Here is a 26972-nt window from a genome sequence, read left to right as displayed (position 1 = left end):
CGTCCCGATTTCAGCCGGTGCGCAGCGGCGTGACGGTGGTCACCGGGCGAGCCACGCCCCCGCGGCGACGAGCAGCGCACGCGTCGCGTGGACCACCGCGTCGGGGTGCGGTGCGAAGTCGGGCGCGTGGTTGCCGGGCAGCGCGGGCGCGGCCGACGCGCGCGGGTCGAGCGCCGCCTCCGCGACGAGCGCCGGGTCGCTGACCCCCAGGAACCAGTACACGAGCGGGCAGCGCAGGCCGCGCGCGAGCGCCCCCACGTCGTCGCTCGCGGGCGACGGGCGGGTGAGCACGTACGTCGGCACGCGGCGGCCGACGAGCGCCCGGTGCACGCGCTGCGCGGCGCGCGGCTCGTTGCGCACGTCGCCGAACGACGCAACCCGCTCGACCTCCGCGGGCCGCGGGCAGCCCGCGCGGTCCGCGAGGTGCCGCGCGAGCACCCCCACCTCGTCGGCGACGACGCCCAGCACGTGCGCGTCCGCGCCGCGCAGCACGAGGTCGGCCCGCACCACGTGCGGCAACGTGTTGTGCGACGCGCCGCCGTGCACCGCGCTGACCGTGAGCTCGGCGCCCGCCTCCCGCGCCAGGTCCCCCGCCGCGGCGAGCACGTCGAGCAGCACCGCGACCGTGTCGACGCCGTCGTCCGCGAACGCGACGTGCCCGCCCGTGCCGTGCAGCGTGAGCGCGAGGGCGACCGACGACGAGAGCACCGCGCCGGCTCCGATGGTGACCGCACCGAGCGGGTCGGGGCTCACGTGCTGCGCGAGCAGCACGTCCGGGCGCGGCACGGTCCGCGCGAGCCCGTCGGCGAGCATCGCCGCGGCACCCCGGCCGGACTCCTCGTCGGGCTCCAGGATCGCGACGAGCGTGCCCGCCCACGCGTCCCGCGCCGCCGCGAGGTGCTCCACCGCGGTGAGCAGCGCCGCGACGTGCACGTCGTGCCCGCACGCGTGGGACACACCCACCTGCCGGCCGCCGAGCGTCGTGCGGCGGCTCGACGCGTACGGCAGCCCGGTGGACTCGAGGACCGCGAGCGCGTCCAGCTCCGCCCGGACCGCGACCACCGGCCCCTCGCCGTTGCGCAGCACCCCGACCACCCCGTGCCCGCCGACGCGCGCCCGCACGCCCGCGCCCGCGGCCCGCAGGTGCGCGAGCGCACGCGCCGAGGTCTCCCGCTCACGCCCCGACAGCTCGGGAGCCGCGTGCAGCGAGCGGTACAGCTCGCGCGCGTGCTCGGCGCGGTCGTCGGACAGCGTGGCCAGGTCGGGTGCCGTCGTGGTGGTCACCGTCGCCCCCGCCGCGTCGTCGGCCCCGTGCGCTCGCTCGCCCCCCTGCGACGAGCGAGCGCACGAGCCGGTCCGAGGTACGGCTGCGGGCTCACGGGAACGGGTGCGGGGCCGGGTGTGGTCGAGGGTCGTCGTCCCACGGCTGTGCTCCCTCCAGGATCGCGGCGCCCCGCGCGAGGCGCGGGATGCCCAGGACGCGACGGTTGCGGTGCCCGTAGGTCAGCGGCACCGTGCCCGGGACCAGCACCTTCACGGCGTGCACGCCGAGCCCGTCCAGCAGCTCGGGCGCACTCTGGTCGACCACGACGACGTCGAGCTGCAGCGCGTGCGCACGCTCGAGCAGCAGACGCAGCGTGCGGGCGACGTCCCCGGTCGGCAGCGCGTGCCGCGCGTGGTGCTCGGCCTCGGCGACCGCGCCGGCGGGCTCGTCGAGGAAGCGCCACAGGTGACGCGCCTCCCACAACGCGTACAGCCCGGCGTGGTCCTCCCGCGTGCGCACCAGGTCGAGGTCGTCGAGCATCGCGCGGCGACGCTCCGCGGCCGACGGGCTGTGCTCCCGCAGCCGCGTCACGCACCGCTCGACCGCGACCCGCACCGCGGTGCGCCCGTCCGGGCCCACCGCCGAGGCGACCGCCAGCGCGGGCGCGCGGCCGGAGCGCACCGCCTGCTCGTCGGCCGTGACGACCGCCAGCGCGGCCGGGACCCGTAGGTCGGACGTGACGTCCAGGACCCGCAGCCGCAGGCCGCGCTGCGCGAGCTGGTCCCGCTGCACCGCGAGCGCGCCGCCCGCAGCGGGCACCACCTCGACCAGCCGGGCGCGGGTGTACCAGGCGAGCAGCGCCGCGTCGCGCTCGACGACCTCGAGCAGCCCGTGCAGCACGGCCTCCTCGCGCGTCGCGCCGACCGCGCAGCCGTTCGACGTCGCGTGCAGGAACCGCGCACCCACGCCCTGCTCGGATGCGTACGCGACGTGCTCGGGCACCAGGACCGCGCGGTCCTCGCGCGTCGAGCGCGCCCACACCCAGCTCGTCGTGCGCCCGCGCGCGAACGGCTCGTACGCCGGCCCGGGCCCGACGACCTCGTGCTCACCGAGCCGCCGCGGGTCGAGCGCGTGCGCCGCGACCTCGTCGAACGCGGCGACGACGACCGGCACGGCCGGCCTGCGGTACCCGCCGAGCGCACGCTCGAGGCTCTCGAGCACCGCGGGCACCTCGCTGTCCGCGTAGGACACGGCCCGCCCGTAGCCCGTCTCGAACCGCGCGCGGCCCGGGACGACGGCGGTCGCCGACACGCGCGCGAACGGCGACTCCTCGTCGCGCTGCACGTGCGTGACGGGGCCGAACCGGGGGTCCATGAGGTGCGTGCGCAGCGTCTCGCGCGTCGCGGCGCGCGTGCGCAGCGGTGCGGCGAGCGCGGGCTGCGGCGTACGCAGGTCGAGCGCCTCCGGCGGGCCGGGCGGATGCGCGCACACCACGCACGCGGGATGCGTCAGGAAGTGGTGCACGGTGAGCTGGCCCGTCCCGCGGTCGAGCGCGAGGACCGCACGCCGCCACACCGCGGGCTCGTCGCCCAGGACGCGCGCGACCATCGCGCGCACGACACGCGACCAGTCCAGCCCCACGGGGCGGGGAGGGCCGCCCGCGGTGCCCGGCGACACGTCGGTCCACCAGGCGAGCGCGCAGTCCGCGCACCCGCCCTGCCCGTCCGGCACGACGAGCGGGCCGACGAGCACGTGGCTCCCGTGCGCCCGCACCGCGAGCGACCCTCCCGCGGCGGTGAGCCGCGCTCGCCCCTGCGCGAGCGCGACAGCGACGGCGTCCGCGACGTCGCTCGTCACGTCCATGACGCCACCGCCGCGTGCACGCCGACGCCCCCCCAGCCGTCGGCGTGGTCCGGTTCGACGAGCTGCACCGCGCCCGCCGCGACCGCCGCCCGCGCCCACGCGTCGACCTCGGTGCGCACGGACGCCGTGCGCGTGTCGAGCACGTCGAGCACGGGGTCGGTCGGCACGAGCGTGACCTGCGACTCGTGCCACTGCACGCGCCCCACCGCGCGCAGCAGCGCACCGGCCGCTGCGGCGGCCGGGCTCGTCGCGACGGCACGCCCGAGCAGGTCGCCGTCCGCGTCCCGCACGTCGACGCGGCACAGCCCGGTCCCCGACACGGCGAGCCCCACGGCGGCGCGCTCCCCGAGCCGACGCGTGAGCGAGGTGTGCAGCCGGTGCGCCTGCGCGTCGAGCCGTGTGCGGTCGAGCGGCGCGGGCCGCCAGCCCAGGTCCGAGCGCTCGACGAGCCGCGCGACCGCGTCGGCGCGTGCGGCCGCGGCGGCGACCCCGAGCCCGAGGCTGCCCGCGCGGTGCACCGCGGGTCCCGTCGCGACGCGCAGGGCGTCGAGCACCACGTCCACGCGTGCGGCCGCCGTCGTCGTGCCGACACCGCCGAGCGTCCGCCCCTCGTCGTCGACGAGCGCCGCGAGCCCCACGGGGGCCTGCGGCAGGTCGAGCGGGAGCGGCTCGCCGACGACACCGAGCACCGGGTCCCACACCGGCTCGAGCCGGGCGAGCGCGACGGGGTCCGCGACGACGTCCCGCACGGCCCACGCGTCGACGTCCAGGACGCGGCCGTCGCGGCCCAGGCGCGGGAGCGCGACGTGCGGGTGCCGCTCGCTGACGAGCCCGCTCGTCGTCACCAGGTAGTGCGCCGCGGGTGCGGGCGGCGCGGGCTCCACCTCGCGTGCGCTCGAGTCGAGGGCGGCGAGCGCGAGCTGCGCGCCGACGAGCTCCGCGAGCAGCGTCTCCGGGCCGGACGGCACCGGTGCGCCCCCGGCGTCCGCCGTGCCCGTGCGGACGCCCGTGTCGGTGCCTGGACGGGTGCCTGTGTGGATGCCCGTGTGGGTGCCTGCCTCGATGCCGGTCTCGATGCCCGTCCCGGTACCCGTCCCCGTACCCGCCGTGGTGTCCGGCTCGACGACCGGCTCGAGGGCGCTGCCGCGCGCGACGCGCTCGAGCACGGCCGCCTCGAGCTCGGCGTCCGCGTCCCGGTCGCACGGTCCGACGACGACGGTGCGTGCGTCGCCCGCGGCGAACGCGACCGGCCGCCACGTGAGGTCTGCGGCCTGCCGCTCGACGCGGGCGAGCGCGCGCGCCGCGGGCTCACGCTGCTCGACGACGCGCGCGTACCCCGCGGCGTTGAGGTGCGCCACGACGCTCCGGACGACGGGCCCCGAGCCCCGCACGCGCAGCGTCGTCGTGGCCACCAGCCGGGCGGCGGCCGCGGGCCGGCGCGTCACGGTCTCGAGGTGGTCGAGCGCGGGCAGCGGCTCCGTCGCCGCCTCGACCTCGCGCAGCAGGTGGTGCTCGTCGAGCCGCGCGAGGATCCGTGCGACGACGGCGCGCCCGTGCTCGGGCACCGCCGCGAGCAGCCGGTCGGGGCGCACGCCCGCGCGCAGCACGGGCTCGATCGCGGTCCACAACGCCTGCTCGTCGGCGCCGTCGACGATCACCGCGCTCTCACCCGCGCTGACGGCGATGCGGCCGTCGAGCTCGCGCGAGCGGGTGCCGCTGCGCAGCCGCACCTCCCCCCGCGGGTCTCGCGTGGCGATCGTGTCCATCTGCTCCCTCTCGACCGCACCCACGCCGCCGGGCGACCTGCCGGTGGTCACCCGGCGGCGAGCGCGAAACAAACCGAACGTCCGGCTTAGTTCAGGATGCACCGCCCGGCCGCACGACGTCAACGGGCAAGACCAAGGCGGCTGCCGTGACAAACGAAACCGACCGCCCGTCTTGTTATGACCGTCGCCGGGGTCTAGCGTTCACTTGCACGGGAGGGCGTGCCGGACGCCCGAGACGTGGAGGCAGCCATGCAGCGCAGCACCTTCGACCAGCGGTACGTCCACAAGCTCGACCCGTGGGCGATGCTCGTCACCGACGTGACGGGACCGGGCGACGACGCCCGGCTCGACCCGCAGACCGTGTGGGACGTCGACGTGGTGCTCCCGCTGGGCATCCCGCACCCCGTGTACGCGCACCAGAGCGCGGTGCTGCTCGCGCTCGAGGGGTTCCGGCAGGCGGGCACCGCGCTCGCGCACGTCGCGGGCGGCGTCCCGCTCGGGTTCGCGTTCATCGCGTCGCGCGTCGCGATGACCTGGGTGGTCGACCCGACGGCGTTCGTCGGCGACGTCCCCGCGCGATTCAGGTTCCTCACGCGCTCCGCGGACCACCGCCGCGGCACGCTCGTGCGGCACGTGTTCGACGCCGAGGTCACGATCGACGGCGAGCTCGTCGCGCACGCGTCGGGCGACCTGCAGTGCGTCGACCCGCGCGTGCACGCACGCCTGCGGGGCGGCGCACCCGCGTGGCAGGACGTCGAGCACCGCCACGACCCCGCCGCGCTGGGCGACGTGCGCACGACGACGGACGCGCTCGAGGCCTGGCTCGGCTGGGAGGCCGACGACCGCATGGTCTTCGACCACGGCGTGGACCACGTGCCGGCGATGCACCTGGCGCGCGCGGCCATGACCGCGCACCACCTGCTCACCGCCGCCGAGAACGTCACCGCGATCGACGTGCGGTGCACGCGGTACGTCGAGCTCGACACCGTCGCGGACGTGCGCGCCGTGCGGGACGGCTCGACGACCCGGACCGAGGTGCTGCAGGGGGGCACCCCGGCCGCGGTCATCACGTGCGCGAGCGGGACGCTCCCGGCGGACGAGCCGGGCGAGGCGTCCAGCCGCACCGACGAACCCGTGCGGGACGCACTCGTCTAGCGCTCACCGACGACCGGGTGCCGGACGACCGGGTGCGGTGCTCCCGCCCGGTCAGGCCCGCTGCAGGATGTCCGGGATCACGTGCTCGCGGCCGGGCGCGACGATGCCCGGCAGGAGCACGGTCCACATCTCGTGGAGCCGGTCCATGAGGTCCTCGAGCCGCGTGGACGCGAACGACGCGGTCTGGACGCCCGTGAACGCCGCGACGAGGAACCGGGACAGCACCTCGGGGTCGATCGTGTCGCGCACGTCGCCCTGCGCGATGGCGTGGCTGATGACGGCGGAGGTGGGCGCCGCCCACGCGTCGTACGTGGGGCCGCGGTCGTCGCCGCCCTCCGGGACCTCGACCGCGAGCCGCATGGCCGCGAGCGCCACGACGTCGTCGCGCATGAGGTCGCCGAGCGCGTGGACCATGGAGACGAGGATCGCGAGCGCGGACAGGTCGCTCGAGGCGAACTTGTCCTGCAGCTCGTCGTTGAGCTCGCGCTGCCGGTCGATCACGGCCTGCGCGAGCAGCTCCTTGGAGCGGAAGTGGAAGTACATCGCGCCCTTGGTCGCGCCCGCGCGCTGGGCGATGTCCGCGATGCTCGCGCCGGCGAACCCGTGCTCGATGAACTCGGCCGCGGCCGCCTCGACGATCGCGTTCCTGGTCGCCACCGCGCGCGCCTGCTGCGCCACGTCGCCCTCCCTGCTGTCGGTGCAGCGGCAATATACCCGCGCAACCGGACAAAGCATACCGGCCATCCGTCTTTTTTTAGGCGAACGGCGGGACGATTCTCGCAGGAAGGAACCGAAAGACCGAGACACGTGTCCGTCAGGCGACCGACGGGGTCCGAGCACGTGTCACCCCGGCGACCGCCGCGGCGAGCCCGATCCGGGGCGCCAGGCCGTCGACCTGGACCACCGCGGCCGGGCCGTGGGCGCGGTACAGCTCGACGAGCGAGCGCAGCTCGTCGCGGCCGCCGAACGGGCACGTCAGCTCGAGCAGCGTCGTCGGGCCGTCGTGCACGACGTACGTGACCTCGGAGTCGAACCCGAACGACGGGGACACCCGGAACCGCACCGACCCCACCTCGACGGGTGCGGGCAGCACCCGGCCGCGCACGTGCGAGATGCCCAGCAGCGCCGTCAGGCCGCGCCGCTCGTCGTCGGGCAGGCCCTCGCACGCGTCGAGCGCGTCCATGTCGACCAGCACCACGCAGCCGGTGCCCGGCTCGTCGTCCTCGTCGTGCGCGCCCGGGTGCCACGAGCAGTCCACCTCGAGCGTGAGGAACCCGTCGTGAGCGCTGTACGCGGTGCGCACCGTCTCCATCCGCTCCTCGAGCGGGAGCCCCCGCAGGGGGTTGCGACGGGAGGTGGTCACGGCACCGCACGAGCACGAGATGGTCACCATGCCCCCAGCGTGGACCCCACCACCCACACGGGCCACCGTCCACGCCGGGCCCACGCGGATCCGCACGGTGCCGCACCGTGCCGCACCGTGCCGCACGGTGCCGCGCGGTGTCGCCCCAGCCCGTCACGCCCGGGTTCGCGGCGGTTCGGGTGCGCCGAACGTGCGGCGGGACGAGACTGACCGTGCGGCGGTCCTACCCACGGACGCGTCGGGCCACCAGAGTGGGGGCAGGACGCGCGCCTCGTCGGGCGCGCGTCGACGTGAAGGTCGACGTGAAGGAGGAGTGACATGGGTCTCGACGACCTGGTCTCGAAGGCGAAGGGCGCCCTCGAGGGCCACGAGGAGCAGGCGAAGGCCGCGCTCGACAAGGCCGCGGACGTGGTCAAGTCGCGCACCGACGACAACGCCGACAAGACCGTCGACGACGTCGTGGACAAGGCCAAGGAGTTCCTCGACGAGCAGAAGCGGTCCTGACCCGTCCGGGTGTGCGCGCACCGTCGCGCCGGGCGCCGTCGCGGGTCCGTCCCGCACGGCGCCGACGTGCGACGACGGGGCGCGGATACCATCGAGGCGGACCGACGCCGATCGCCACGAGAGCGGTCGGGTCGCCGAGCGTGCCGAGTGAGCCGGGAGGAGGTGGGTGTTGGGTTTCCTCGACCGATTCGAGAACGGGGTCGAACGAGCCGTGAACAACGTGTTCGCGAAGACGTTCCGCAGCGAGCTCAAGCCCGTCGACATGGCCAGCCGGCTGCGCCGGGAGGTCGACGAGCGCGCCGCCGTCGTCGGGCGCGACCGCACCGTCGTGCCGAACGAGTTCACGATCGAGCTCTCCACCCCGGACTACGACCAGGTGGAGGCCTGGGGTGCGGAGACGCTCGCCGACGAGTTCGCGGCGAACGTGACCGACTACGCCGCGGGTCAGCGCTACGCGTTCGTCGGCCCGGTGACCGTGAGCTTCGCGGAGAACACCGAGCTCGAGGCCGGTCGCTTCGAGGTGCACTCGGCGACCGTGCGCGGCGCCGTCGCGCCCGCGACGAGCGCCGCACCGAGCCCGCGCCACCCGCTGCTCGACATCGACGGCCAGCGCTACCTGCTCACCGGCCCCGTCACGGTCATCGGCCGTGGCTCGGAGGCCGACATCATCGTCGACGACCCCGGCGTCTCCCGCCGACACCTCGAGATCCGGGTGGGCCCCGACTCGGTCGTCGCGACCGACATGGGCTCGACCAACGGGCTGTTCGTCGAGGGCCACAAGGTCCCCGCGGCGACGCTGCTCGACGGCAACACCCTGACCATCGGCCGCACGCGGATCCTGTTCTGGACGGGTGGCGACCAGGACGTCGACGAGTGACCGGCCGGTGACGCCCACACGATGAGCGAGCTGACCATCACCCTGCTGCGGCTGGGCTACCTGGCCCTGCTGTGGGTCCTCGTGCTCTCGTCCATCGCCGTGCTGCGCCGCGACCTGTACGGCACCCGCATCACCAAGCGCCGCTCGCGCACGGGCGCGCCGGCCCCGGTGCCGGCCGCCGCCAGCCCGGCCGTCGCGACCCCGGGCCCGCCGACCGCGCCCACGCCCGTGACCGCGCCGCGCTCGGCGCGCGGCCAGCGCGCGCAGCGCGGAGCCCAGCGCGGCGCTCGCCTCGTCGTGACGCAGGGACCGCTCACCGGGACGATCCTGCCCCTGACGCAGTCGGCGGTCGTCGTCGGGCGTGCGCCCGGCTGCACGCTCGTGCTCGAGGACGACTACTCGTCGTCGCGCCACGCGCGGATCTTCCCGCAGGGCGGCGCCTGGTACGTCGAGGACATGGGCTCCACCAACGGGACCTTCGTGCACGACCAGTCGGGTGACCACAAGATCTCCGGCCCGACGCCGCTCACCCCCGGCCAGTCGGTCCGGGTGGGCCGCAGCGTGATCGAGCTGCAGGGGTAGGGCGGATGACGGTCGCGCTGCGCTACGCCGCCAGGTCCGACGTGGGACTCGTGCGGAGCAACAACCAGGACTCCGCGTACGCGGGCCCGCACCTGCTCATGGTCGCGGACGGCATGGGCGGCCACGCGGGCGGCGACGTCGCGTCGTCGGTCGCGGTGGCCACGTTCGCGCCGCTCGACGACGAGTCCCACGGGCCCGACGACGCGCTCGACGAGCTCGAGTCCGCGCTCGACGAGGCGCGTGAGGAGATCAAGGCCCGCTCGGGCGCCGAGCCCGAGCTCGCGGGCATGGGCACGACCGTCACGGCGATCCTGCGCGCGGGCAACAAGCTCGCGATGGTCCACCTGGGCGACTCGCGCGGCTACCTGCTGCGCGACGGCGTGCTCACCCAGGTCACCACCGACCACACGTTCGTGCAGCACCTGGTCGACATCGGCCGGATCACCCCGCAGGAGGCCGAGCACCACCCGCAGCGCTCGGTCGTCATGCGCGTGCTGGGCGACTTCGACACCGACCTCACGCCGGACCTGTCGGTGCGTGAGGCGCGCGCGGGGGACCGCTGGCTGCTGTGCTCCGACGGACTGTCGGGCTTCGTGAGCGCCGAGACGATCGAGACCACGATGCGCGAGCTCGGGGACATCGACTCGTGCGCGGACCGGCTCGTGCAGCTCGCGCTGCGCGGCGGTGGCGGTGACAACGTCACGGTCGTGATCGCCGACGTCGTCGAGCTCGACGACCTGCCCGACGGCGCGGCCCCCGGCACGGCCCCGCAGGTCGTCGGCGCGGCCGCCACGACGCGGGACGACCCGACGGTCGCGGCCGACGGGCCCGCGGCCCGCGCCGCGGGGCTCGCGCAGGCCGCGGCCCGCGCGCAGAAGGCGGGCCTGGCGGGCGCCCGGCCCGCGGACGACGACGCACCGGACGGGAGCGGCCCCGACGGCGACCCGGACGACGACGCGGACCTCGAGGACGCGGCGGACGACGCGCGTCCCGCCGCCGAGGACGACGACGAGGACGGCGACGAGCCAGCGCGCTCGCGCCGGACCCGCACGCTCGTCGCGGGCGCGGGGGTGCTCGCGGTCGTCGTGGCGCTCGTCGCCGGCGGTTACGCGTGGACCCGCACGCAGTGGTTCGTGGGCGTGGACGGCGACGAGGTCGCGATCTTCCGGGGTGTGCCCGAGTCGCTCGGACCCGTGACGCTGTCGACGGTCGTCGAGCGCACCGGCATCGCGGTCGACGACATCGCGTCGCAGTACGTCCGCGAGCGCGTCGTGCAGACCATCCACGCCGACGACCGCGCGTCCGCCGGCACGCTCGTCGACGAGATCGTCCTGCTGGAGGACGCCGACGACGAGCCCGCCCCGGGCACGACCGCCGAGCCGAGCCCGACGCGCACCCCCGACCCCACGCAGCCCGCGACCGACCCGACCGGCGAGCCGACTGCGACGTCCACGCGTCTCGCGACGCAGGCGGCCGGCGCCGGCGAGCAGGGGTGAGCGCGGTGGCCACCGTCGAGCCGCACCGCGTGCGCGCCGGACGGGGCGTCGAGCTCGGGCTCCTGGTGCTCGCGCTCGCGCTCGCCGTCGGCGCGTACGCGCTGGTCGGGCTCGGCACGTCCGACGAGGTCCCCGCCGACGTGCTGGGGTACGGCGCGGGGCTGGCGGCGCTCGCCCTCGGGATGCACCTCGTGCTGCGCTGGCGCGCACCGTTCGCGGACCCGGTGATCCTGCCGGTGACGGTCGCGCTGAACGGCATCGGGCTGGCGATGATCTACCGGATCGACGTCGCGTACGAGGGTGCGGGCAAGGACCACGGGTTCGCGGGCCGCCAGCTGCTGTGGACCACCATCTCGGTGGTGCTCGCCGCGGCCGTCCTGGTCTGCCTGCGCGACCACCGCACGCTGCGCCGCTACACCTACACCGCGATGGTCGTCGGTCTGGTGCTGCTCGGCCTGCCGCTGCTGCCGGTGCTGGGGACGTCGATCAACGGCGCGCGGATCTGGGTGAACGTGGGCTCGGTCGGCATGCAGCCCGCGGAGTTCGCCAAGCTCGCGCTGGCCGTGTTCTTCGCGGGGTACCTGGTGACGCACCGCGACACGCTCGCGCTGGCCGGCCCGCGGTTCGCGGGGCTGCAGCTGCCGCGCGCGCGGGACCTCGGTCCGATCCTCGTCGTGTGGGCCGGCTCGATCGCGGTGCTCGTGTTCGAGCGGGACCTCGGGACGTCGCTGCTCCTGTTCGGCCTGTTCGTCGCGATGCTGTACCTCGCGACCGAGCGCGTGAGCTGGGTCGTCATCGGCCTGCTGATGTTCGTCGGCGGCGCGGTGGTCGCGAGCAGCGTGTTCAGCCACGTCGCGGCGCGGTTCGACGCGTGGCTGCACGCGATGGACCCGGAGATCTTCGACCGCCTGTACGGGGGCTCGGGCCAGCTCGTGCGCGGGTTGTTCGGCATGGCGAGCGGCGGTCTGTTCGGCACGGGATGGGGCCAGGGCCGTCCCGACCTGGTGACGTACGCCGAGTCGGACTTCATCGTGCCGTCGCTCGGCGAGGAGCTGGGCCTGACGGGCCTGCTCGCGATCCTCACGCTGTACGTGGTGCTCACGCAGCGCGGCATGCGCGCCGCGGTCGGCGTGCGCGACGGGTTCGGCAAGCTGCTCGCGGGCGGTCTGGCGTTCGTCGTGGCGTGGCAGTGCTTCGTCGTCGTCGGCGGCGTCACGCGGCTCATCCCGCTGACGGGTCTGACGACGCCGTTCCTCGCGTACGGCGGGTCGAGCCTGCTCGCGAACTGGATCATCGTCGCCCTGATGCTGCGCGTGTCCGACGACGCGCGTCGTCCCGCGCCGGCCGCGCGCGGCGTGCGTCCCGACGAGCCGCTGCCCGGCGAGGTCGAGGCGGGCCCGACGCGCGTCCCGGCCGCCTCCGCGACCCGTGCGCCGGGGACGGGCGCGGGCGTGGGTGCCGAGCCCGACGACGAGCACCCGACCGAGCGGATCGGGGGCCTGGCGTGAACACCCCCCTGCGCCACCTGGCGACCGTGATGCTCGTGATGTTCCTGGCCCTCATGGGCTCGGCCACGTGGGTGCAGTTCGTCCAGGCGCCCGACCTCAACGCGGACTCGCGCAACGTGCGCACGCTGTACCGCGAGTTCGGCAACGCGCGCGGGCCGATCGTCGTCGCAGGCGGCGCGGTCGCGCGGTCGGTCAAGGTCGACGACCCGTTCGGCTACCAGCGCGAGTACACCGACGGCGAGCTGTACTCCGCCGTCACGGGGTTCTACTCGGTGGTGCACGGCAGCTCGCAGCTCGAGCGCGCCGCCAACGACCAGCTCACCGGCCGCGGCGACCAGCTGTTCTTCTCCCGCCTGCGGGACCTGGTCACCGGCCGCAAGCCCGAGGGCGCCGCCGTGGAGACGACGATCGTCGAGGCCGCGCAGCGGGCCGCGCTCGAGGGCCTGGGCGACCAGCAGGGCGCGGTGGTCGCGATCGAGCCGAGCACGGGCCGCATCCTGGCGATGGTCTCGACCCCGGGCTTCGACCCGAACGCGCTCGCGTCGCACGACGTGTCCGCCGCCAATACCGCCTACGCCGAGCTCGCGGCGGCCGACGGCAACCCGCTGCGCTCCAACGCGACGCTCGAGATCTACCCGCCGGGCTCGACGTTCAAGCTGGTCACGGCTGCGGCGGCGCTCGAGAGCGGCGAGTACGACGCGTCCAGCACGCTGCCCGCCCCGGTGCGGCTGGACCTGCCGCAGACGAGCGCGACGATCGGCAACTTCGGCGGCGGAGGGTGCGGCGCGAACCCGATCACGCTCGCCGACGCGCTGCGCGTCTCCTGCAACACGGCGTTCGCGCAGCTCGGCATGGACCTGGGTGACGACGCGCTGCGGGAGCAGGCCGAGCGGTTCGGGTTCGACGACGCCTCGCTCACGATCCCGATGTCCGTGACGGCGAGCCGGTTCCCCGCGGAGGCGAACGCGCCGCAGACCGCGCAGTCCGCGATCGGGCAGTTCGACGCCGCCGCGACCCCGCTGCAGATGGCGATGGTGTCCGCGGGCATCGCGAACGACGGCAAGGTCATGCGCCCGTACGTCGTCGAGCGGGTGCGGGCCGCGAACCTGTCGGTCGTGTCGCAGACGAAGCCCGAGGTGCTGTCGACGGCGGTCTCGCCCGGCACCGCGGCGCAGCTCACGGACATGATGGTCGGCGTCGTCGCGAACGGCTCGGGCACGTCCGCGCAGATCCCCGGGGTGCAGGTCGCGGGCAAGACCGGCACCGCGCAGACCGCCGACGACGCCGCGCCGCACGCGTGGTTCACGGCCTTCGCCCCGGCGGACGACCCGCAGGTGGCCGTCGCGGTCCTCGTCGAGCACGGCGGCTCCGCCGGTTCCGAGGCGACGGGCGGGCGGGTGGCCGCGCCGATCGCGAGGGCCGTCATCCAGGCGGTGCTCGGCTCATGAGGACGGCGTCATGAGGACCACGGCGGGCCAGGCGCTCGGCAACCGCTACCGGCTGGTGCGGCAGATCGCCGTCGGCGGCATGGGCGAGGTGTGGGAGGGGTACGACGAGTCGCTCGCGCGGCCGGTCGCGGTCAAGGTGCTCAAGGAGGAGTTCGCGGGGGACCAGGGCTTCCTCGAGCGGTTCCGCACCGAGGCGCGCAACTCCGCGGCGCTGTCGCACGCGAACATCGCGCAGCTGTTCGACTACGGCGAGCAGGACGGCTCGTCGTACCTGGTCATGGAGCTCGTCACCGGCGAGCCGCTGTCCGACCTGCTCGAGCGCGAACCCGTGCTGCCCGTGCGTCGGCTCCTGCCGATCCTCGCCCAGACCGCGCGGGGGCTGCACGCCGCGCACGAGGCCGGCGTGGTGCACCGTGACGTCAAGCCGGGCAACATCCTGCTGGGCCGCGGCGGGCGCGTGAAGATCACCGACTTCGGCGTCTCGCTCGCGCGCAACCAGATGACCATGACGGCCACGGGCATGGTCATGGGCACCGCGCAGTACCTGTCGCCCGAGCAGGCCGTGGGGCGCCCGGCGACCCCGTTGTCGGACCTGTACTCGCTGGGGATCATCGCGTACGAGTCGCTCGTCGGGCACCGCCCGTTCACCGGCCCCACCGCGGTGGACATCGCGGTCGCGCACGTCAACACGCCCGTCCCGCCCCTGCCCAAGGCGGTCGACCCGAAGCTCGCCGACCTCGTCGTGCGCCTGCTGTCGAAGGACCCCGCGCAGCGGCCGACCTCGGGCGCCGCGCTCGCGCGTGAGCTCGACCGGCTGCTGCCGCGCACCCCCGCGGGCGGTGTGCCCGTGATCGTGTCCCGGCCCACCCCGCGGCCGCTCACGCCTCCGCGTGCGCCGACCCCCGTCGGCGTGCCGCCGGGCACCCCGCCACCGCCCGGCCCTGCCACTCCCGGCCCTGCCACTCCCGGCCCTGCCACTCCCGGCACCGCCACTCCCGGCACCGCCGCACCCGCGGGGTCCGGCGCGCAGCCGCCCTCCTACCCCCCGCGGCGCGACCTGCGCCCGGACTCGGTGCCGCCGCGCCCGCCGGCCACCGGACGGGGCACGCTCCAGGGGTCCGGACCCCGGCTCGGCCGGTTCGGCCGGATGAGCTGGCCGCTGCTCGCGCTCGTCCTCCTGCTCGGCGCGCTGCTCGGCGCGGCGCTCGCCGGACAGCTCACCAAGGCGGACTCCGTACCCTCCGGTGCCGCTCTCGCCCGTATCGTGACCTGGACGTCCGTCGCTCAGGCCCCACCAGGTGGGATGATCGGCCCGGATGTCAGCCCTGCGCGCGTCGACCAGGGACCCCAGACGGAAGTGAAGGACGCCTAGTGGTGGACAGCGGACCCCGCCTCCTCGCCGGCCGGTACGAGGTCGGTGAGCTCATCGGCCGCGGCGGCATGGCCGAGGTGCACATCGGCCACGACACGCGGCTGGGCCGGACGGTCGCGATCAAGATCCTGCGCTCCGACCTGGCCCGCGACCCGTCGTTCCAGAACCGGTTCCGCCGCGAGGCGCAGGCCGCCGCCGCGCTGAACCACCCGGCGATCGTCGCCGTGTACGACACGGGCGAGGACATCGTCACCGAGCCGACGGGCGTCGTCGCGCACGTGCCGTTCATCGTCATGGAGTACGTCGAGGGCCACACGGTCCGCGACATCCTGCGCGACGGGTCCGCGGTGCCGATCGAGGAGGCCGTCGAGATCACGATCGGCGTGCTCTCCGCGCTCGAGTACTCGCACCACGCGGGCATCGTGCACCGCGACATCAAGCCCGCGAACGTCATGCTCACGCCCACGGGCGCGGTCAAGGTCATGGACTTCGGCATCGCGCGCGCCGTCGCCGACTCCGCGGCGACCATGACGGCCACGCAGGCCGTGATCGGCACCGCGCAGTACCTGTCGCCCGAGCAGGCGCGCGGCGAGCAGGTCGACGCTCGCTCCGACCTGTACTCCACGGGCTGCCTGCTGTTCGAGCTGCTCACGGGGCGGCCGCCGTTCACGGGCGACTCGCTCGTGTCGGTGGCGTACCAGCACGTGCGCGAGGCCGCGCCCGTGCCGAGCTCGTTCGCGTCCGACGTGCCCGAGTCGCTCGACCGCATCACCATGAAGGCGCTCACCAAGGACCGCGACGCCCGCTACTCGAACGCCGCGGAGTTCCGCGCCGACCTCGAGGCCGTGCTGCGCGGCGGCGTCGTCAGCGCTCCCCCGGTCGGCATGGCCGCGGTGTCGGCCGTCCCCGCGACCGACGCCACGCAGGTGATGTCCCCGACCGCGACGACCATCGCCCCGACGCAGGCGTTCCCGCCCGCGACGCCCTGGGGCTCGACCGGCATCGGCAACGACCTCGCCGCGGCCGGCTCCGACGAGGACGACGACGAGAACAAGCGGCCCTGGCTCATCTGGGTGCTCGTGGGGATCGCCGTGCTCGCCGTCGCCGGGATCGTCGCGCTGCTCGTCGCCAACTCCGGCTCCGACGACCCGAAGACCGTGGCCGTGCCGACCGTCGTCGGGCTGACCGAGGACGAGGCCGTGGCCGCGCTCCAGGCCGCCGACCTGGTACCGGGCCAGCGCACCCAGGAGGGCTCGACCACGGTGCCCGCGGGCCAGGTCATCAGCTCGAACCCCGCCGAGGGCACCGAGGTGGAGCTCGAGAGCGTCGTCGACTACGTCGTGTCCTCCGGGCCCGACTCGGTCGAGGTCGAGGACGTCTCCGGGCGGACCGAGTCGCAGGCCGAGCAGGTCCTGGAGGGCCAGGGCCTGACGGTCAACGGGGACCGCAAGGAGGACAACAACCCGAGCTTCCCCAAGGGCCAGGTCACCAAGACCGACCCGCCCGCGGGTGAGCAGGTCAAGGTGGGCAGCTCGGTGACGCTGTACGTCTCCACGGGCAACGTCGACCTGCCCGACCTGGTCGGCATGAGCGAGAAGGACGCGCTCGCCAAGCTCGCCGAGCTCAAGCTCGTCGCGACGGTCAACAAGGTCACGACGACCGAGCACGAGGCCGGCAAGGTGTTCGAGCAGGACCGTCCCGCGGGCCTGGTGCCGCAGGGCACGCAGGTGACCATCCAGGTCGCCGTGGCCCCGGAGACGGCGCGCATCCCGGACAACATCAACGACATGACGTTCTCGGAGGCGACGCAGGCGCTCGGCGCGCTCGGCTTCTCGAACATCCGTCGTGAGGAGCAGGCGTCCGACGAGGAGCGCGACAGCGTCCTGTGGACCGAGCCGGGCCCGGGCACCGAGCTGCAGCTCGACGACCTGATCGTCATCTACGTCTCGTCCGGCCCGCCGGAGCAGACGCAGCAGCCGGACCCGGGCGACACGCAGTCGCCGGGTCCCGGCAATGGCGGCGGCAACAGCCGGGGTAGCAAGGACGGCTGACTCGCGGGGGCCGGCCTCGGCAGTCGATGACGGGCCGGCCCGCACGCGGGCCCGGGGCTAGAGGCGCACGAGCGGGTGCAGACCCGCCGACCGGGCGACGGCCTGCTCGTCGCCGCACAGCTCCAGCCAGTTCGCGAGCAGCCGGTGACCACCCTCCGTCAGCACCGACTCGGGGTGGAACTGGACGCCGTACAGGGGCAGCGTGCGGTGCTGCAGGCCCATGATCACGTCGCCCGTGCGCGCGGTGACCACGAGCTCGTCGGACACCGTCCCGTCGACCACCGCGAGCGAGTGGTAGCGCGTCGCGGTGAACGGGCTCGGCAGGTCCGCGAGCACGCCCACACCGTCGTGCGTGACCTCGCTCGTCTTGCCGTGCATGAGCTCGGGCGCGTGCGTGACGGTCCCGCCGAACACCTCCCCGAGGGCCTGGTGCCCGAGGCACACCCCCAGCATCGGGGTGCCGGTCGCCGCGCACTCGCGGATGACGTCCATGCTGCGGCCCGCCTCGGCCGGCGTCCCGGGCCCGGGCGACACGAGCACGCCGTCGAACCCGGTGCGCTCCTCGAGCGGCGGCACCGCGTCGTTGCGCACGACGACGGTCTGCGCGCCGAGCTGGTCGAGGTACCCGACGATCGTGTAGACGAACGAGTCGTAGTTGTCGATCACGAGGATCCGGGTCATCGTCACTCACCCACCGTGGTGTCGTTGAAGGGCATGTACGGCGCGACCGCCGGGAAGACCCACACGAAGCAGGCCGCGAGCACCGCCACCGCGAGCACCGCGAGCACCAGCACGCGCACCGCGGCCGGCCCGGGCAGGTGCCGCCAGAGCCATGCGTACATCATCGCCTCCCGTCGGCCGGCACGTCGCGGGCATTCATCATGCGTCCCCGAGCAGCTCGGCGGGCGTGCCGTCCGCGACCGGGGCCCAGTAGTCGAGCACGCCGTGCACCACGTACCGCTCGCGCGCGGAGAACATCGGGTGGCACGTCGTCAGGGTGATGAAGCGCTCGGTGGGCGACTCGCCGGGCCGGTCCGGCACGGGCGCGATGACCTCGGTCTGCGACGGGCGCACGACCTGCCACGACGTCACGCGGTACACGTACCAGGTGTCCGAGCCCGGGCCGCCGTCGACGGTCGCCGTGCGCACGACGAGCGCGTCACCCTCCCGCAGCTCCGCGATCCGGTTGAACGGCTTGGCGAACGTGGTGCGGTGTGCGGCGAGCGCGAGGTTGCCCACACCGCCCGGCATCGCGGTCCCCGGGTAGTGGCCGACGCCCAGGACGTCGAGCACCGTCGCCCGGTCGACGCCCTCGCTCACGGGACGCTCCGGCTCGCCGTCCCAGCGCGGCACCTGGATCGTCGCGAACGTGGTCGCGTGCGGGACCTCGGCCATGACGGGCGGGTCGTCGCGCCGGGGGCTCGCGACGAGCGGTCCGCCGAGCGCGCTGGGCGCGGGCGTGGGCACCTCGACGCGCGGCAGCTCCCGGACCACCTCGGCCTGCGCGCGGTTGCCCTCGACGTCCGTCCACCACAGCTGCCAGACCAGGAACGCGAGGACGAGCACACCGGCGGTGATGAGCAGCTCGCCCAGCACGCCGAGCGCGCCGTACGCCACGCGCGCACCGCGCGAGGGTCGGCGACGTGCGCGGACATGGGTCGGTGTGGTCATCCGGGCGTGGGTCCCCCGCTCTCGGTCGCCCGGGTCCCGGACCCGTCGGTGCCGCCGGTGCCGCCGAGGGACGTGACCTTCTGCTCGGCCACGGACGCGGCGGCCTCGTCGAGCCCGGGCAGCACCTCGGTGCCCTCGGGCACCGTCGCGTGCCGCAGGTCGGTGGGGCCGGAGTACGCGTCGATGAGCAGGTCGTCGTCGGCCTCGACCGACCAGCCGAGGCCGACCGACGCCGCGTCGGCGCGGTACGCGGTGACCTCGGGCGAGTCGGCGAGCGCGGCGCGCAGGAGGTCGGGGTCGCCCACGGCGCGGATGACGTAGGGCGGTGAGTACACCTGCCCCTGCAGGCGCAGCACGTTGCCGACGCAGCGGAACGCGCTGGTCGAGATGACCCGCTGGTCCATGAGCGACATCGCCTCGGCGCCGCCGGCCCACAGCGCGTTCATGACGGCCTGGATGTCCTGCTGGTGCACGACGAGCACGTCGGGGCTGATGTCCTCGAGGCCCGGCTGGTCCTGCGGGGCGTCGTCGAGCGTGACGGTGAGCCCGGGACCGGCGACGGGCAGGACGCCCGACTCGACGCGGAACGCGGTCGGCGGGTCGGCGATCTCGGTGCCCGCGGCGGCCGCGGCCGACTCGGTGAGCGCGTCCACCTGGCCGCGCAGCGCGTCGACCTCGGACGTGAGCCCCGCGACCCGGTCGACCTCGGCGATCGCGAGCTCGCGCAGGTCCTGGGGGTGGCGCTCGGCGTCGGACGCGCGCGCGAACTTGGCGTTCGCGGCGAACAGCGCACCGGACAGCGCGAGCACGATCGTCACCGAGGCGGTGCCGCGCGCGACGCGACGGTTCGCGCGGTGCGTGCGCTCGATCACGCGCTCCTCCCTCGGGCTGCGCCCCGGACGTCGCCGGGGCCGGCGTGCTGCTGGTGTCCTGCTGGCCGACGGCCCGCGCCGGCACGGTATTGTCGCCCACTACGCTAGGCGATGGTGCCGACCGTCCGGTCTCGGCCTGGTCTCGATCCCGGTCCCCCGTGGGCCGCCGAGCCCGGCCCCGTGCGCAGGCCCCGTCCGACCCCACCCGGTGGGGGTACGCATCCGCGGGTGCGTCCCTCGTCGCAGAGCAGGAGATCTCGGTGCCCGAGTCGAAGTCGCGCAAGAAGGCCACGTACACGCCGCCGCCGGCGAAGGCCGCGCCCAAGCCCAGCCCGCGCTGGTGGGTCCCCGTGATGCTGGGGCTGATGCTCGTGGGCCTGGTGTGGATCGTGACGTTCTACATCGCCCGCTCGACGAACGGCGCGGACCTCCCCCTGCCGATCGGGAGCTGGAACCTCGCGGTCGGCGCAGCGCTGATCATCGCCGGCTTCAGCATGACGACGCGCTGGCGCTGACGCGCGCCCCTGACGCCGCCGCACGTACGAGAGGCGCCGCCCCGGACCGGGGTCGGCGCCTCTCGTCGTCTCTCGTCGCGTCCTGACGACGGATCCGGGACCACGCCCGTCATCCCCAGCGGTGGACACAGCTGTGGATAACTACACGCGTGTAGTTCCACCCGTGTGACTCGTCCGCAGGCGCGCCACGGCGGTCGTCAGCCCTGGCCGAAGAACGCCGTCCACAGGACGTCACGCGGCAGTGTCCACAGCTCGCGGACCTCCGCCGGCGCCTGCCCGTACGCCCACGTCGTCACCGCGACGAGCAGAACGAGCGTCACCACGGGCAGGGCGACCGCGACGAGGCGGCGGCGCTCCCGGGGCGCGAACGCGTACCCGGCGGCCACGAGCGCGCCGACGACGAGCCCGCCCAGGTGCCCCTGCCACGAGATCCCGGGCACCACGAAGCTGAACACCATGTTGACCGCGATGATCCCGAGGATGCTCTGCGCGGGGTGACCCGACCGCCACATGACGACGAACGCGGCCCCGAACAGCCCGAAGATCGCCCCGGACGCGCCCACCACCCCGCCGTACCAGCTCGACCAGCCCAACGCGGCGGACAGCAGCACCACGACCGACCCGCCGAGCGCGCTCAGCAGGTAGAGCGTCACGTACCGCGCGCGGCCGAGCTGCACCTCGAGGTACGGGCCGACGGCCCACAGCGCGACCATGTTGAGCAGGATGTGGAAGAACGAGCCCTCGGAGTGCAGGAACGCGGCCGTGAGGAACCGCCACGGCTCCTCGTGGCCCCAGAACGGCGAGTAGTACCAGCGGTTCGTGAAGTCGGGGACCGTCCGTTGCGCGATGAACGCGACGACGCACACCGCGATGATCGTGAGCGTCACGACGGGCCGGATGCCCGGGCGGACCACGCCGCCGAACTGCGTGCGCGCGGTGCGCTGCCTCGACGCGGCGTCCCGCACGCAGTCGACGCACTGCACGCCGACCGCCGCGGGACGCTGGCAGTCGGGGCACACCGGCCGCCCGCACCGCTGGCACCGCACGTACGCGACGCGGTCCGGGTGGCGCGGGCAGACCGGTGGCTGCTCTGGCTGCTCGCTCAGCGTCAGTCCTCGATCTCGACCGACTCGATCACGACGTCCTGCACCGGGCGGTCACCGGGACGCGTGGGGCTCGTCGCGATCGCGTCGACCACGGCGCGGCTCGCGTCGTCGGCGACCTTGCCGAAGATCGTGTGCTTGCCGTTGAGCCACGTGGTCGGGGCCACCGAGATGAAGAACTGCGAGCCGTTGGTGCCGCCCACCTTGCCCGTGACCGGGTCGAGTCGCTTGCCGGCGTTCGCCATGGCCAGCAGGTAGGGCTCGGAGAAGCCGAGCTCCGGGTGGATCTCGTCGTCGAAGTTGTAGCCCGGGCCGCCGCGGCCCGTGCCGAGCGGGTCACCGCCCTGGATCATGAAGCCCTCGATGACGCGGTGGAACACCGTTCCCGCGTAGAGGGAGTCGGTGCGCTTGGCACCCGTCGCCGGGTCCGTCCACTCCTTGGTGCCCTTCGCCAGGCCGACGAAGTTCGCCACGGTCGTGGGTGCGTGGTTGGGGTAGAGCTCGATCCGGATGTCACCGGCCGTCGTGTGCAGGGTCGCGAACATGCGGCCAAGTCTGGCACGGCACTCGTCGCCGGTCCGCTGCACGCGCGCCCTCGCGGTGGCAGAGTGGGAGGTCAGCACCCGGACCCGTGGGGAGTGGACATGCCTTTGAAGAGCCGGCCCAACATCGAGGTCGACACCGAGCAGCTCAAGAAGCAGGCAGGTCTGGCAGCCGACCAGGCCAAGGCCGCGGCGGGCACGCTCAAGGACGCGAGCTCGACGGCGGCGTCGAAGGCCGCGGACGCGGCCGTCCTCGCCAAGGAGTGGACCGCGCCGCGCGTCGAGGCCTTCGTCGACTGGCTGCTGCCGCGCGTCGACCACCTGTACAAGGAGAGCGTGAAGGCCGCGGCACCCAAGGTCGAGCAGGCCGCGGAGAAGGTCTCCCCGGCCATCGACACCGCGCACGACAAGCTCGTGGACGAGGTCCTGCCGCGGCTCGTGCAGGCCGTCAACGACGCCGCCGAGCGGGCGGGCGCGGCCGCGGAGAAGGCGGTCGACGCCGCGTCGGCGAAGGCCGCGGCCGGCGTCGCGAGCGCTGCGGCCGCCGCGGCGGCCAAGAAGGAGAAGAAGCACACCGGGGCGAAGGTGTTCTGGACGCTCCTGGGCCTCGTCGGGCTCGGTGCCGCGTTCGCCGCGTGGAAGCGGTCGCAGGACACCACCGACCCGTGGGCCGAGCCGTGGGAGCCGACCGACGCGCTCGGCTCGTCGAGTGCGCCCGCCGCGCACGGCGACACGCTCCGCGAGCGCACGGCCGACGCCGCGGGTGACGCCGCGGACGCGCTGGGCGAGGCGGCCGGTGCGGCCGTCGCCAAGGGCCGCGACGCCGCGAGCAAGGCCGGCCACAGCATCGCCGAGGCCAAGGAGGAGCTCGGGGAGAAGCTCTCCGAGGCCAAGGAGGAGCTCGGGGAGAAGCTCTCCGAGGCCAAGGAGGAGCTGGGCGAGAAGCTCGGCGAGGCCAAGGACGCTGCGGCCGGCACGGCGCGCAAGGCGACGCGGCGCGCGGCACCGAAGAAGCCGACGACCGACGAGCCCGCCGGCGGCGAGGTGTGAGCCGCACCCGCTGAGGCTCGAGCCTGACGCACGAGCCCGACGCACGACTCCTCGGGGCCCGGCCACCGTCACGGTGCGCCGGGCCTCGTCGCGCGTGCGGGGGACGCTCGGCGATGAATCGTTTAGTTCGTTGTGGTGGTTCGTCCCCCGATCCGACGATTCGCCTGGCGTGTCGCACCGGGGCGACGTCTCGGCCGCGACCGCCAGTGTCCGCGCGTCGGGAAGAGGAGCCATGCGTCGCCGAACCCAGTCCCCCTATCCATCCCGCCGGGTCACCGGCACCCACCGCGGCCGCGGGCGCACCCGCCTCGCCGCCGGTCTGAGCCTCGCCGTCGCGGCGAGCGCGCTCGTCGTCCCCCTGGCGACGTCCGCGAGCGCCGCCCCCGCGTACAACTACGCGGAGGCCCTGCAGAAGTCGATGTTCTTCTACCAGGCCCAGGCGTCCGGCGACCTGCCGGCGAACTACCCCGTCTCCTGGCGCGGCGACTCCGGCATGTCGGACGGCTCCGACGTCGGCGTCGACCTCACGGGCGGCTGGTACGACGCGGGTGACCACGTGAAGTTCGGCTTCCCCATGGCCTTCACGACCACGATGCTCGCGTGGGGCGCCGTCGAGTCCCCCGCCGGCTACACCAAGTCGGGTCAGCTCGACGAGCTCAAGGGCAACCTGAAGTGGGTCAACGACTACTTCATCAAGGCCCACACCAAGCCCAACGAGCTGTACGTGCAGGTGGGCGGCGGCGAGGCCGACCACAAGTGGTGGGGCCCGGCCGAGGTCATGACGATGGCCCGCCCGGCGTACAAGATCACCGCGTCCTGCCCGGGCTCCGACGCCGCGGCCGAGACGGCCGCCGCGATGGCGTCGTCGTCGCTCGTCTTCGCGGACTCCGACCCGTCGTACGCGGCGACGCTCGTCACGCACGCCAAGCAGCTGTACTCGTTCGCGGACACGTACCGCGGCGCGTACTCCGACTGCGTCAAGGACGCGCAGGCGTACTACAAGTCGTGGTCGGGCTACCAGGACGAGCTCGTCTGGGGCGCGTACTGGCTGTACAAGGCCACGGGTGACGCGACGTACCTCGCCAAGGCGGAGGCCGAGTACGACAAGCTCGGCACCGAGAACCAGTCGACGACGAAGTCCTTCAAGTGGACCGTCGCGTGGGACAACAAGCAGTTCGCGACGTACGCGCTGCTCGCCATGGAGACCGGCAAGCAGAAGTACGTCGACGACGCGAACCGCTGGCTCGACTACTGGACCGTCGGCGCCGAGGGGCAGCGGATCGCCTACTCGCCGGGCGGCATGGCCGTGCTCGACTCGTGGGGCGCGCTGCGGTACGCCGCGAACACCTCGTTCGTCGCGCTCGTCTACTCCGACTGGATCACCGACTCGACGCGCAAGGCCCGCTACCAGGACTTCGGCGTCAAGCAGATCAACTACGCGCTGGGCGACAACCCGCGCAAGTCGTCGTACGTCGTGGGCTTCGGCACCAACCCGCCGACGATGCCGCACCACCGCACCGCGCACGGCTCGTGGCTCGACTCGATCACGACGCCCGCCGCCTCGCGGCACGTGCTGTACGGCGCGCTCGTCGGCGGCCCGTCCGCAGCCAACGACGCGTACAAGGACGACCGGCAGGACTACGTCGCCAACGAGGTCGCGACCGACTACAACGCCGGCTTCACCTCGGCGCTCGCCTACCTGGTGGACCGGTACGGCGGCACGGCGCTGACGAACTTCCCCGTGGCCGAGACGCCCGACGGTGACGAGATCTTCGTCGAGGCGCAGCTCAACCAGGCCCCCGGGAGCACGTTCACCGAGGTCAAGGCCATGATCCGCAACCAGTCGGCGTTCCCGGCGCGGTCGCTCGAGAACGGCAAGCTGCGCTACTGGTTCCGCACCGACGGCTTCGCCGCGTCCGACGTGACGCTCGCGGCCAACTACTCCGAGTGCGGTCCGCAGTCCGGCAAGGGCGTCTCCGCGGGCGGCGACCTGGCGTACGTCGAGCTGTCGTGCGTCGGCCAGAACATCCACCCGGGCGGCCAGTCGCAGCACCGCCGCGAGATCCAGTTCCGCCTCACCGGCCCGGCCGGGTGGGACGCGACCGACGACCCGTCGTTCACCGGCCTGACCCAGACGGGCCTCGCCAAGACGAAGAACATCACGATGTACGACGGCACCACGCTCATCTGGGGCACCGAGCCCACGGGCACCCAGGTGCCGGACGACACCACGGCACCCACGGCGCCCGGCCTGCCGGTCGCCTCGGCCGTGACGTCGACCAGCGCGACGCTCACCTGGCCCGCGTCGAGCGACGACACGGGCGTCGTGGGCTACGACGTCTACCGCGTCCAGGGCACGACGAGCACGCTCGTCGCCTCCCCGACGGCCGCGACGACGTCGCTCACGGGTCTGACCGCGGGCACGGCGTACACGTACTCCGTCAAGGCGCGTGACGCCGCGGGCAACGTCTCGGCGTCGTCGCCGTCGGTCACGTTCACGACGACGACCGCTCCGGCCGACACGACCGCACCGACCGTCCCGGGCACGCCCGCGGCGACCGCGGTCACGACGACCGGCGCGCTGCTCACCTGGGCCGCGTCGACCGACGCCGGCTCCGGCGTCGCGAAGTACGAGGTGCTGCGGGTGTCCGGCACGACGAGCACGCTCGTCGGCTCGCCCACCACGCCGTCGTTCACGCTCACGGGGCTGACGCCCGACACCTCGTACTCGTACGCGGTGCGCGCGGTCGACGCCGCGGGCAACACGTCCGCCGCCTCCACGGCCGTCACGTTCCGGACGCTCGAGGAGACGACGACGCCCCCGGGCACGTGCAAGGTCACGTACACGCCCAACAGCTGGAACACCGGCTTCACCGCCTCGATCAAGGTCGCGAACACCGGCACGTCGCCCCTGACGTGGTCGCTCGCGTTCGACCTGACCGCGGGCCAGAAGCTGTCCAGCGGCTGGAGCGCGACGTGGGCGCAGTCGGGGACGACCGTGACCGCGACCGGGCAGTCGTGGAACGCGACGCTGGCCCCGGGCGCGAGCACCGAGATCGGCTTCCAGGGCACGCACAACGGCCAGAACCCGAGCCCGACGACGTTCACCGTCAACGGCACGGCCTGCAGCTGACGCTGCACCGCACCGGCGAGGGCCGGCACCCCACCACGGGTGCCGGCCCTCGCCGTGTCCGGCGCCGACCCGTCCGGGCGCAGGTGGGCGGGCCAGAATGCTCTTGCCGCCGGGGTGCCGGGGTCGGTTGGGTGGGGCGATGGACCTCGTCGAGATGTGGCCCCCCGCGGGCGTGCGCGTGCAGTGCGGCGACCTGGAGCTGCGGTACCTGGACGACGAGCTGCTCACCCGGCTCGCCGCGCTCGGCGGCGAGGGGATCCACGACCCCGCGACGATGCCGTTCACGCGCTCCTGGACCCGCGGCACCCCCGAGGAGGTGCGGCGCTCGATCCTGCAGCACCAGTGGGGGCTGCGCGGGTCGTTCTCGCGCGAGAAGTGGTCGCTCGAGCTCGCGGTGCTGCGCGACGGCGAGGTGCTCGGCATCCAGGGTCTGTACGCGCAGGACTTCGCGGTCACGCGCGAGGCCGAGACCGGCTCGTGGCTCGGCCTGCGGCACCACGGCCGCGGCGTGGGGACGCGCATGCGGCTGGCGATCCTGCACCTGCTGTTCGAGGGCCTCGACGCCGAGCGTGCGACGACGTCCGCGTTCGCGGACAACGGCCCGTCGAACGGCGTCACCCGCAGGCTCGGCTACGAGGCCAACGGCGAGTCGCTCGTCGCGCGCGAGGGCGCGCCCGCGCGGTCGCTGCGCTACGTCATGCATCGCGCGGTCTGGGCGGCCCGCGGGCCGGAGCAGCGGCCCGACGTCGTGCTGCACGGCGTGCCCGCGCTGCGGACGTTCCTCGGGCTCGACGAGGCCGAGGGCTCTTCCCGCTGACGGCGGGTTCGGCCAGGCTG

24 protein-coding genes are annotated in these 26972 nt (G+C 74.3%); 13 read left to right on the top strand and 11 right to left on the bottom strand.

Features of this window, described 5'->3' with window-relative positions:
* Window positions 1-39: 39 nt before the first annotated feature.
* The 3 genes from ACT17Q_RS00215 to ACT17Q_RS00205 form a co-directional block, all read right to left on the bottom strand.
* Entirely contained in the window at window positions 40-1284 is a 1245-nt protein-coding gene (locus ACT17Q_RS00215) for a M20/M25/M40 family metallo-hydrolase (protein WP_444663879.1), read from the bottom strand.
* A 91-nt stretch (window positions 1285-1375) separates the two neighbouring features.
* The gene (locus ACT17Q_RS00210; protein WP_444663877.1) at window positions 1376-3127 is read right to left on the bottom strand and encodes a TOMM precursor leader peptide-binding protein; all 1752 of its coding nucleotides are present in this window, start codon (window positions 3125-3127) and stop codon (window positions 1376-1378) included.
* Complete coding sequence (locus ACT17Q_RS00205) at window positions 3118-4893, bottom strand: hypothetical protein (protein WP_444663875.1); 1776 nt, start codon at window positions 4891-4893, stop codon at window positions 3118-3120. Before ACT17Q_RS00205 ends, ACT17Q_RS00210 begins: the two co-directional genes overlap by 10 nt.
* 249 nt (window positions 4894-5142) lie before the next feature.
* On the opposite strand from ACT17Q_RS00205, the gene ACT17Q_RS00200 reads away from it, so the two are divergent.
* Window positions 5143-6048, top strand: coding sequence for an AfsA-related hotdog domain-containing protein (locus ACT17Q_RS00200; RefSeq protein WP_268534517.1), 906 nt, complete (start codon window positions 5143-5145; stop codon window positions 6046-6048).
* A gap of 51 nt (window positions 6049-6099) precedes the next feature.
* On the opposite strand, the gene ACT17Q_RS00195 is transcribed toward ACT17Q_RS00200, so the two are convergent.
* Together ACT17Q_RS00195 and ACT17Q_RS00190 are read right to left on the bottom strand one after the other, a co-directional pair.
* Entirely contained in the window at window positions 6100-6726 is a 627-nt protein-coding gene (locus ACT17Q_RS00195) for a ScbR family autoregulator-binding transcription factor (RefSeq protein ID WP_166772061.1), read from the bottom strand.
* Between the two features lie 136 nt (window positions 6727-6862).
* A complete protein-coding gene (locus ACT17Q_RS00190) occupies window positions 6863-7441 on the bottom strand; it encodes a hypothetical protein (RefSeq protein ID WP_094181412.1) in 579 nt (192 codons plus the stop codon).
* Between the two features lie 288 nt (window positions 7442-7729).
* Between ACT17Q_RS00190 and ACT17Q_RS00185 the strand changes: the two genes are divergently transcribed.
* The 8 genes from ACT17Q_RS00185 to pknB all read left to right on the top strand — a co-directional run bounded on the left by ACT17Q_RS00185 (window position 7730) and on the right by pknB (window position 17249).
* The gene (locus ACT17Q_RS00185) at window positions 7730-7915 is read left to right on the top strand and encodes an Rv0909 family putative TA system antitoxin (RefSeq protein ID WP_094181413.1); all 186 of its coding nucleotides are present in this window, start codon (window positions 7730-7732) and stop codon (window positions 7913-7915) included.
* A 169-nt stretch (window positions 7916-8084) separates the two neighbouring features.
* The gene (locus ACT17Q_RS00180; RefSeq protein ID WP_094181414.1) at window positions 8085-8792 is read left to right on the top strand and encodes an FhaA domain-containing protein; all 708 of its coding nucleotides are present in this window, start codon (window positions 8085-8087) and stop codon (window positions 8790-8792) included.
* Window positions 8793-8813: 21 nt separating this feature from the next.
* Window positions 8814-9374: an FHA domain-containing protein FhaB/FipA gene (locus ACT17Q_RS00175; RefSeq protein WP_444663871.1), complete on the top strand. Its 561-nt coding sequence runs from the start codon at window positions 8814-8816 to the stop codon at window positions 9372-9374.
* A gap of 5 nt (window positions 9375-9379) precedes the next feature.
* The gene (locus ACT17Q_RS00170; RefSeq protein WP_444663869.1) at window positions 9380-10870 is read left to right on the top strand and encodes a PP2C family protein-serine/threonine phosphatase; all 1491 of its coding nucleotides are present in this window, start codon (window positions 9380-9382) and stop codon (window positions 10868-10870) included.
* A 5-nt stretch (window positions 10871-10875) separates the two neighbouring features.
* Complete coding sequence (locus ACT17Q_RS00165) at window positions 10876-12378, top strand: FtsW/RodA/SpoVE family cell cycle protein (protein WP_444663867.1); 1503 nt, start codon at window positions 10876-10878, stop codon at window positions 12376-12378.
* The gene (locus ACT17Q_RS00160; protein WP_444663865.1) at window positions 12375-13826 is read left to right on the top strand and encodes a peptidoglycan D,D-transpeptidase FtsI family protein; all 1452 of its coding nucleotides are present in this window, start codon (window positions 12375-12377) and stop codon (window positions 13824-13826) included. Before ACT17Q_RS00165 ends, ACT17Q_RS00160 begins: the two co-directional genes overlap by 4 nt.
* A 10-nt stretch (window positions 13827-13836) precedes the next feature.
* Window positions 13837-15198 (top strand): serine/threonine-protein kinase, encoded by a 1362-nt coding sequence (locus tag ACT17Q_RS00155; protein ID WP_444663863.1) that lies wholly within the window; start codon window positions 13837-13839, stop codon window positions 15196-15198.
* A complete protein-coding gene (gene pknB, locus ACT17Q_RS00150) occupies window positions 15198-17249 on the top strand; it encodes a Stk1 family PASTA domain-containing Ser/Thr kinase (protein ID WP_444663861.1) in 2052 nt (683 codons plus the stop codon). The genes ACT17Q_RS00155 and pknB overlap by 1 nt, the downstream gene beginning before the upstream one ends.
* 57 nt (window positions 17250-17306) lie before the next feature.
* Here pknB and ACT17Q_RS00145 read toward each other — a convergent pair whose 3' ends face one another.
* The 4 genes from ACT17Q_RS00145 to ACT17Q_RS00130 are packed head-to-tail and all read right to left on the bottom strand — an operon-like array spanning window position 17307 to window position 19792.
* The gene (locus ACT17Q_RS00145; RefSeq protein WP_094182390.1) at window positions 17307-17930 is read right to left on the bottom strand and encodes an aminodeoxychorismate/anthranilate synthase component II; all 624 of its coding nucleotides are present in this window, start codon (window positions 17928-17930) and stop codon (window positions 17307-17309) included.
* A 2-nt stretch (window positions 17931-17932) separates the two neighbouring features.
* The gene (locus ACT17Q_RS00140) at window positions 17933-18091 is read right to left on the bottom strand and encodes a hypothetical protein (RefSeq protein WP_166772060.1); all 159 of its coding nucleotides are present in this window, start codon (window positions 18089-18091) and stop codon (window positions 17933-17935) included.
* A 37-nt stretch (window positions 18092-18128) separates the two neighbouring features.
* Window positions 18129-18920 (bottom strand): class E sortase, encoded by a 792-nt coding sequence (locus tag ACT17Q_RS00135; protein ID WP_444663859.1) that lies wholly within the window; start codon window positions 18918-18920, stop codon window positions 18129-18131.
* The gene (locus tag ACT17Q_RS00130; RefSeq protein WP_444663857.1) at window positions 18917-19792 is read right to left on the bottom strand and encodes a DUF881 domain-containing protein; all 876 of its coding nucleotides are present in this window, start codon (window positions 19790-19792) and stop codon (window positions 18917-18919) included. The genes ACT17Q_RS00135 and ACT17Q_RS00130 overlap by 4 nt, the downstream gene beginning before the upstream one ends.
* 260 nt (window positions 19793-20052) lie before the next feature.
* On the opposite strand from ACT17Q_RS00130, the gene ACT17Q_RS00125 reads away from it, so the two are divergent.
* A complete protein-coding gene (locus ACT17Q_RS00125; RefSeq protein ID WP_094182391.1) occupies window positions 20053-20307 on the top strand; it encodes a cell division protein CrgA in 255 nt (84 codons plus the stop codon).
* 197 nt (window positions 20308-20504) lie between these two features.
* On the opposite strand, the gene ACT17Q_RS00120 is transcribed toward ACT17Q_RS00125, so the two are convergent.
* Together ACT17Q_RS00120 and ACT17Q_RS00115 are read right to left on the bottom strand one after the other, a co-directional pair.
* On the bottom strand, window positions 20505-21413 hold the full coding sequence (locus ACT17Q_RS00120; RefSeq protein WP_444665417.1) for a rhomboid family intramembrane serine protease: 909 nt from the start codon (window positions 21411-21413) through the stop codon (window positions 20505-20507).
* A gap of 2 nt (window positions 21414-21415) precedes the next feature.
* A complete protein-coding gene (locus ACT17Q_RS00115) occupies window positions 21416-21955 on the bottom strand; it encodes a peptidylprolyl isomerase (RefSeq protein WP_094181423.1) in 540 nt (179 codons plus the stop codon).
* 99 nt (window positions 21956-22054) lie between these two features.
* On the opposite strand from ACT17Q_RS00115, the gene ACT17Q_RS00110 reads away from it, so the two are divergent.
* The 3 genes from ACT17Q_RS00110 (at window position 22055) to ACT17Q_RS00100 (ending at window position 26952) form a co-directional block, all read left to right on the top strand.
* Entirely contained in the window at window positions 22055-23002 is a 948-nt protein-coding gene (locus ACT17Q_RS00110; RefSeq protein WP_444663855.1) for a hypothetical protein, read from the top strand.
* Between the two features lie 232 nt (window positions 23003-23234).
* Entirely contained in the window at window positions 23235-26135 is a 2901-nt protein-coding gene (locus tag ACT17Q_RS00105; RefSeq protein ID WP_141321957.1) for a glycoside hydrolase family 9 protein, read from the top strand.
* Window positions 26136-26274: 139 nt separating this feature from the next.
* On the top strand, window positions 26275-26952 hold the full coding sequence (locus tag ACT17Q_RS00100; RefSeq protein WP_141322450.1) for a GNAT family N-acetyltransferase: 678 nt from the start codon (window positions 26275-26277) through the stop codon (window positions 26950-26952).
* Window positions 26953-26972 lie beyond the last annotated feature (20 nt).

This window comes from Cellulomonas sp. CW35 (genome assembly GCF_052378485.1).
Lineage (GTDB): Bacteria > Actinomycetota > Actinomycetes > Actinomycetales > Cellulomonadaceae > Cellulomonas > Cellulomonas uda.
Note: the sequence above shows the minus strand (reverse complement) of the source record. Positions and strands in the feature narration are given on the sequence as shown.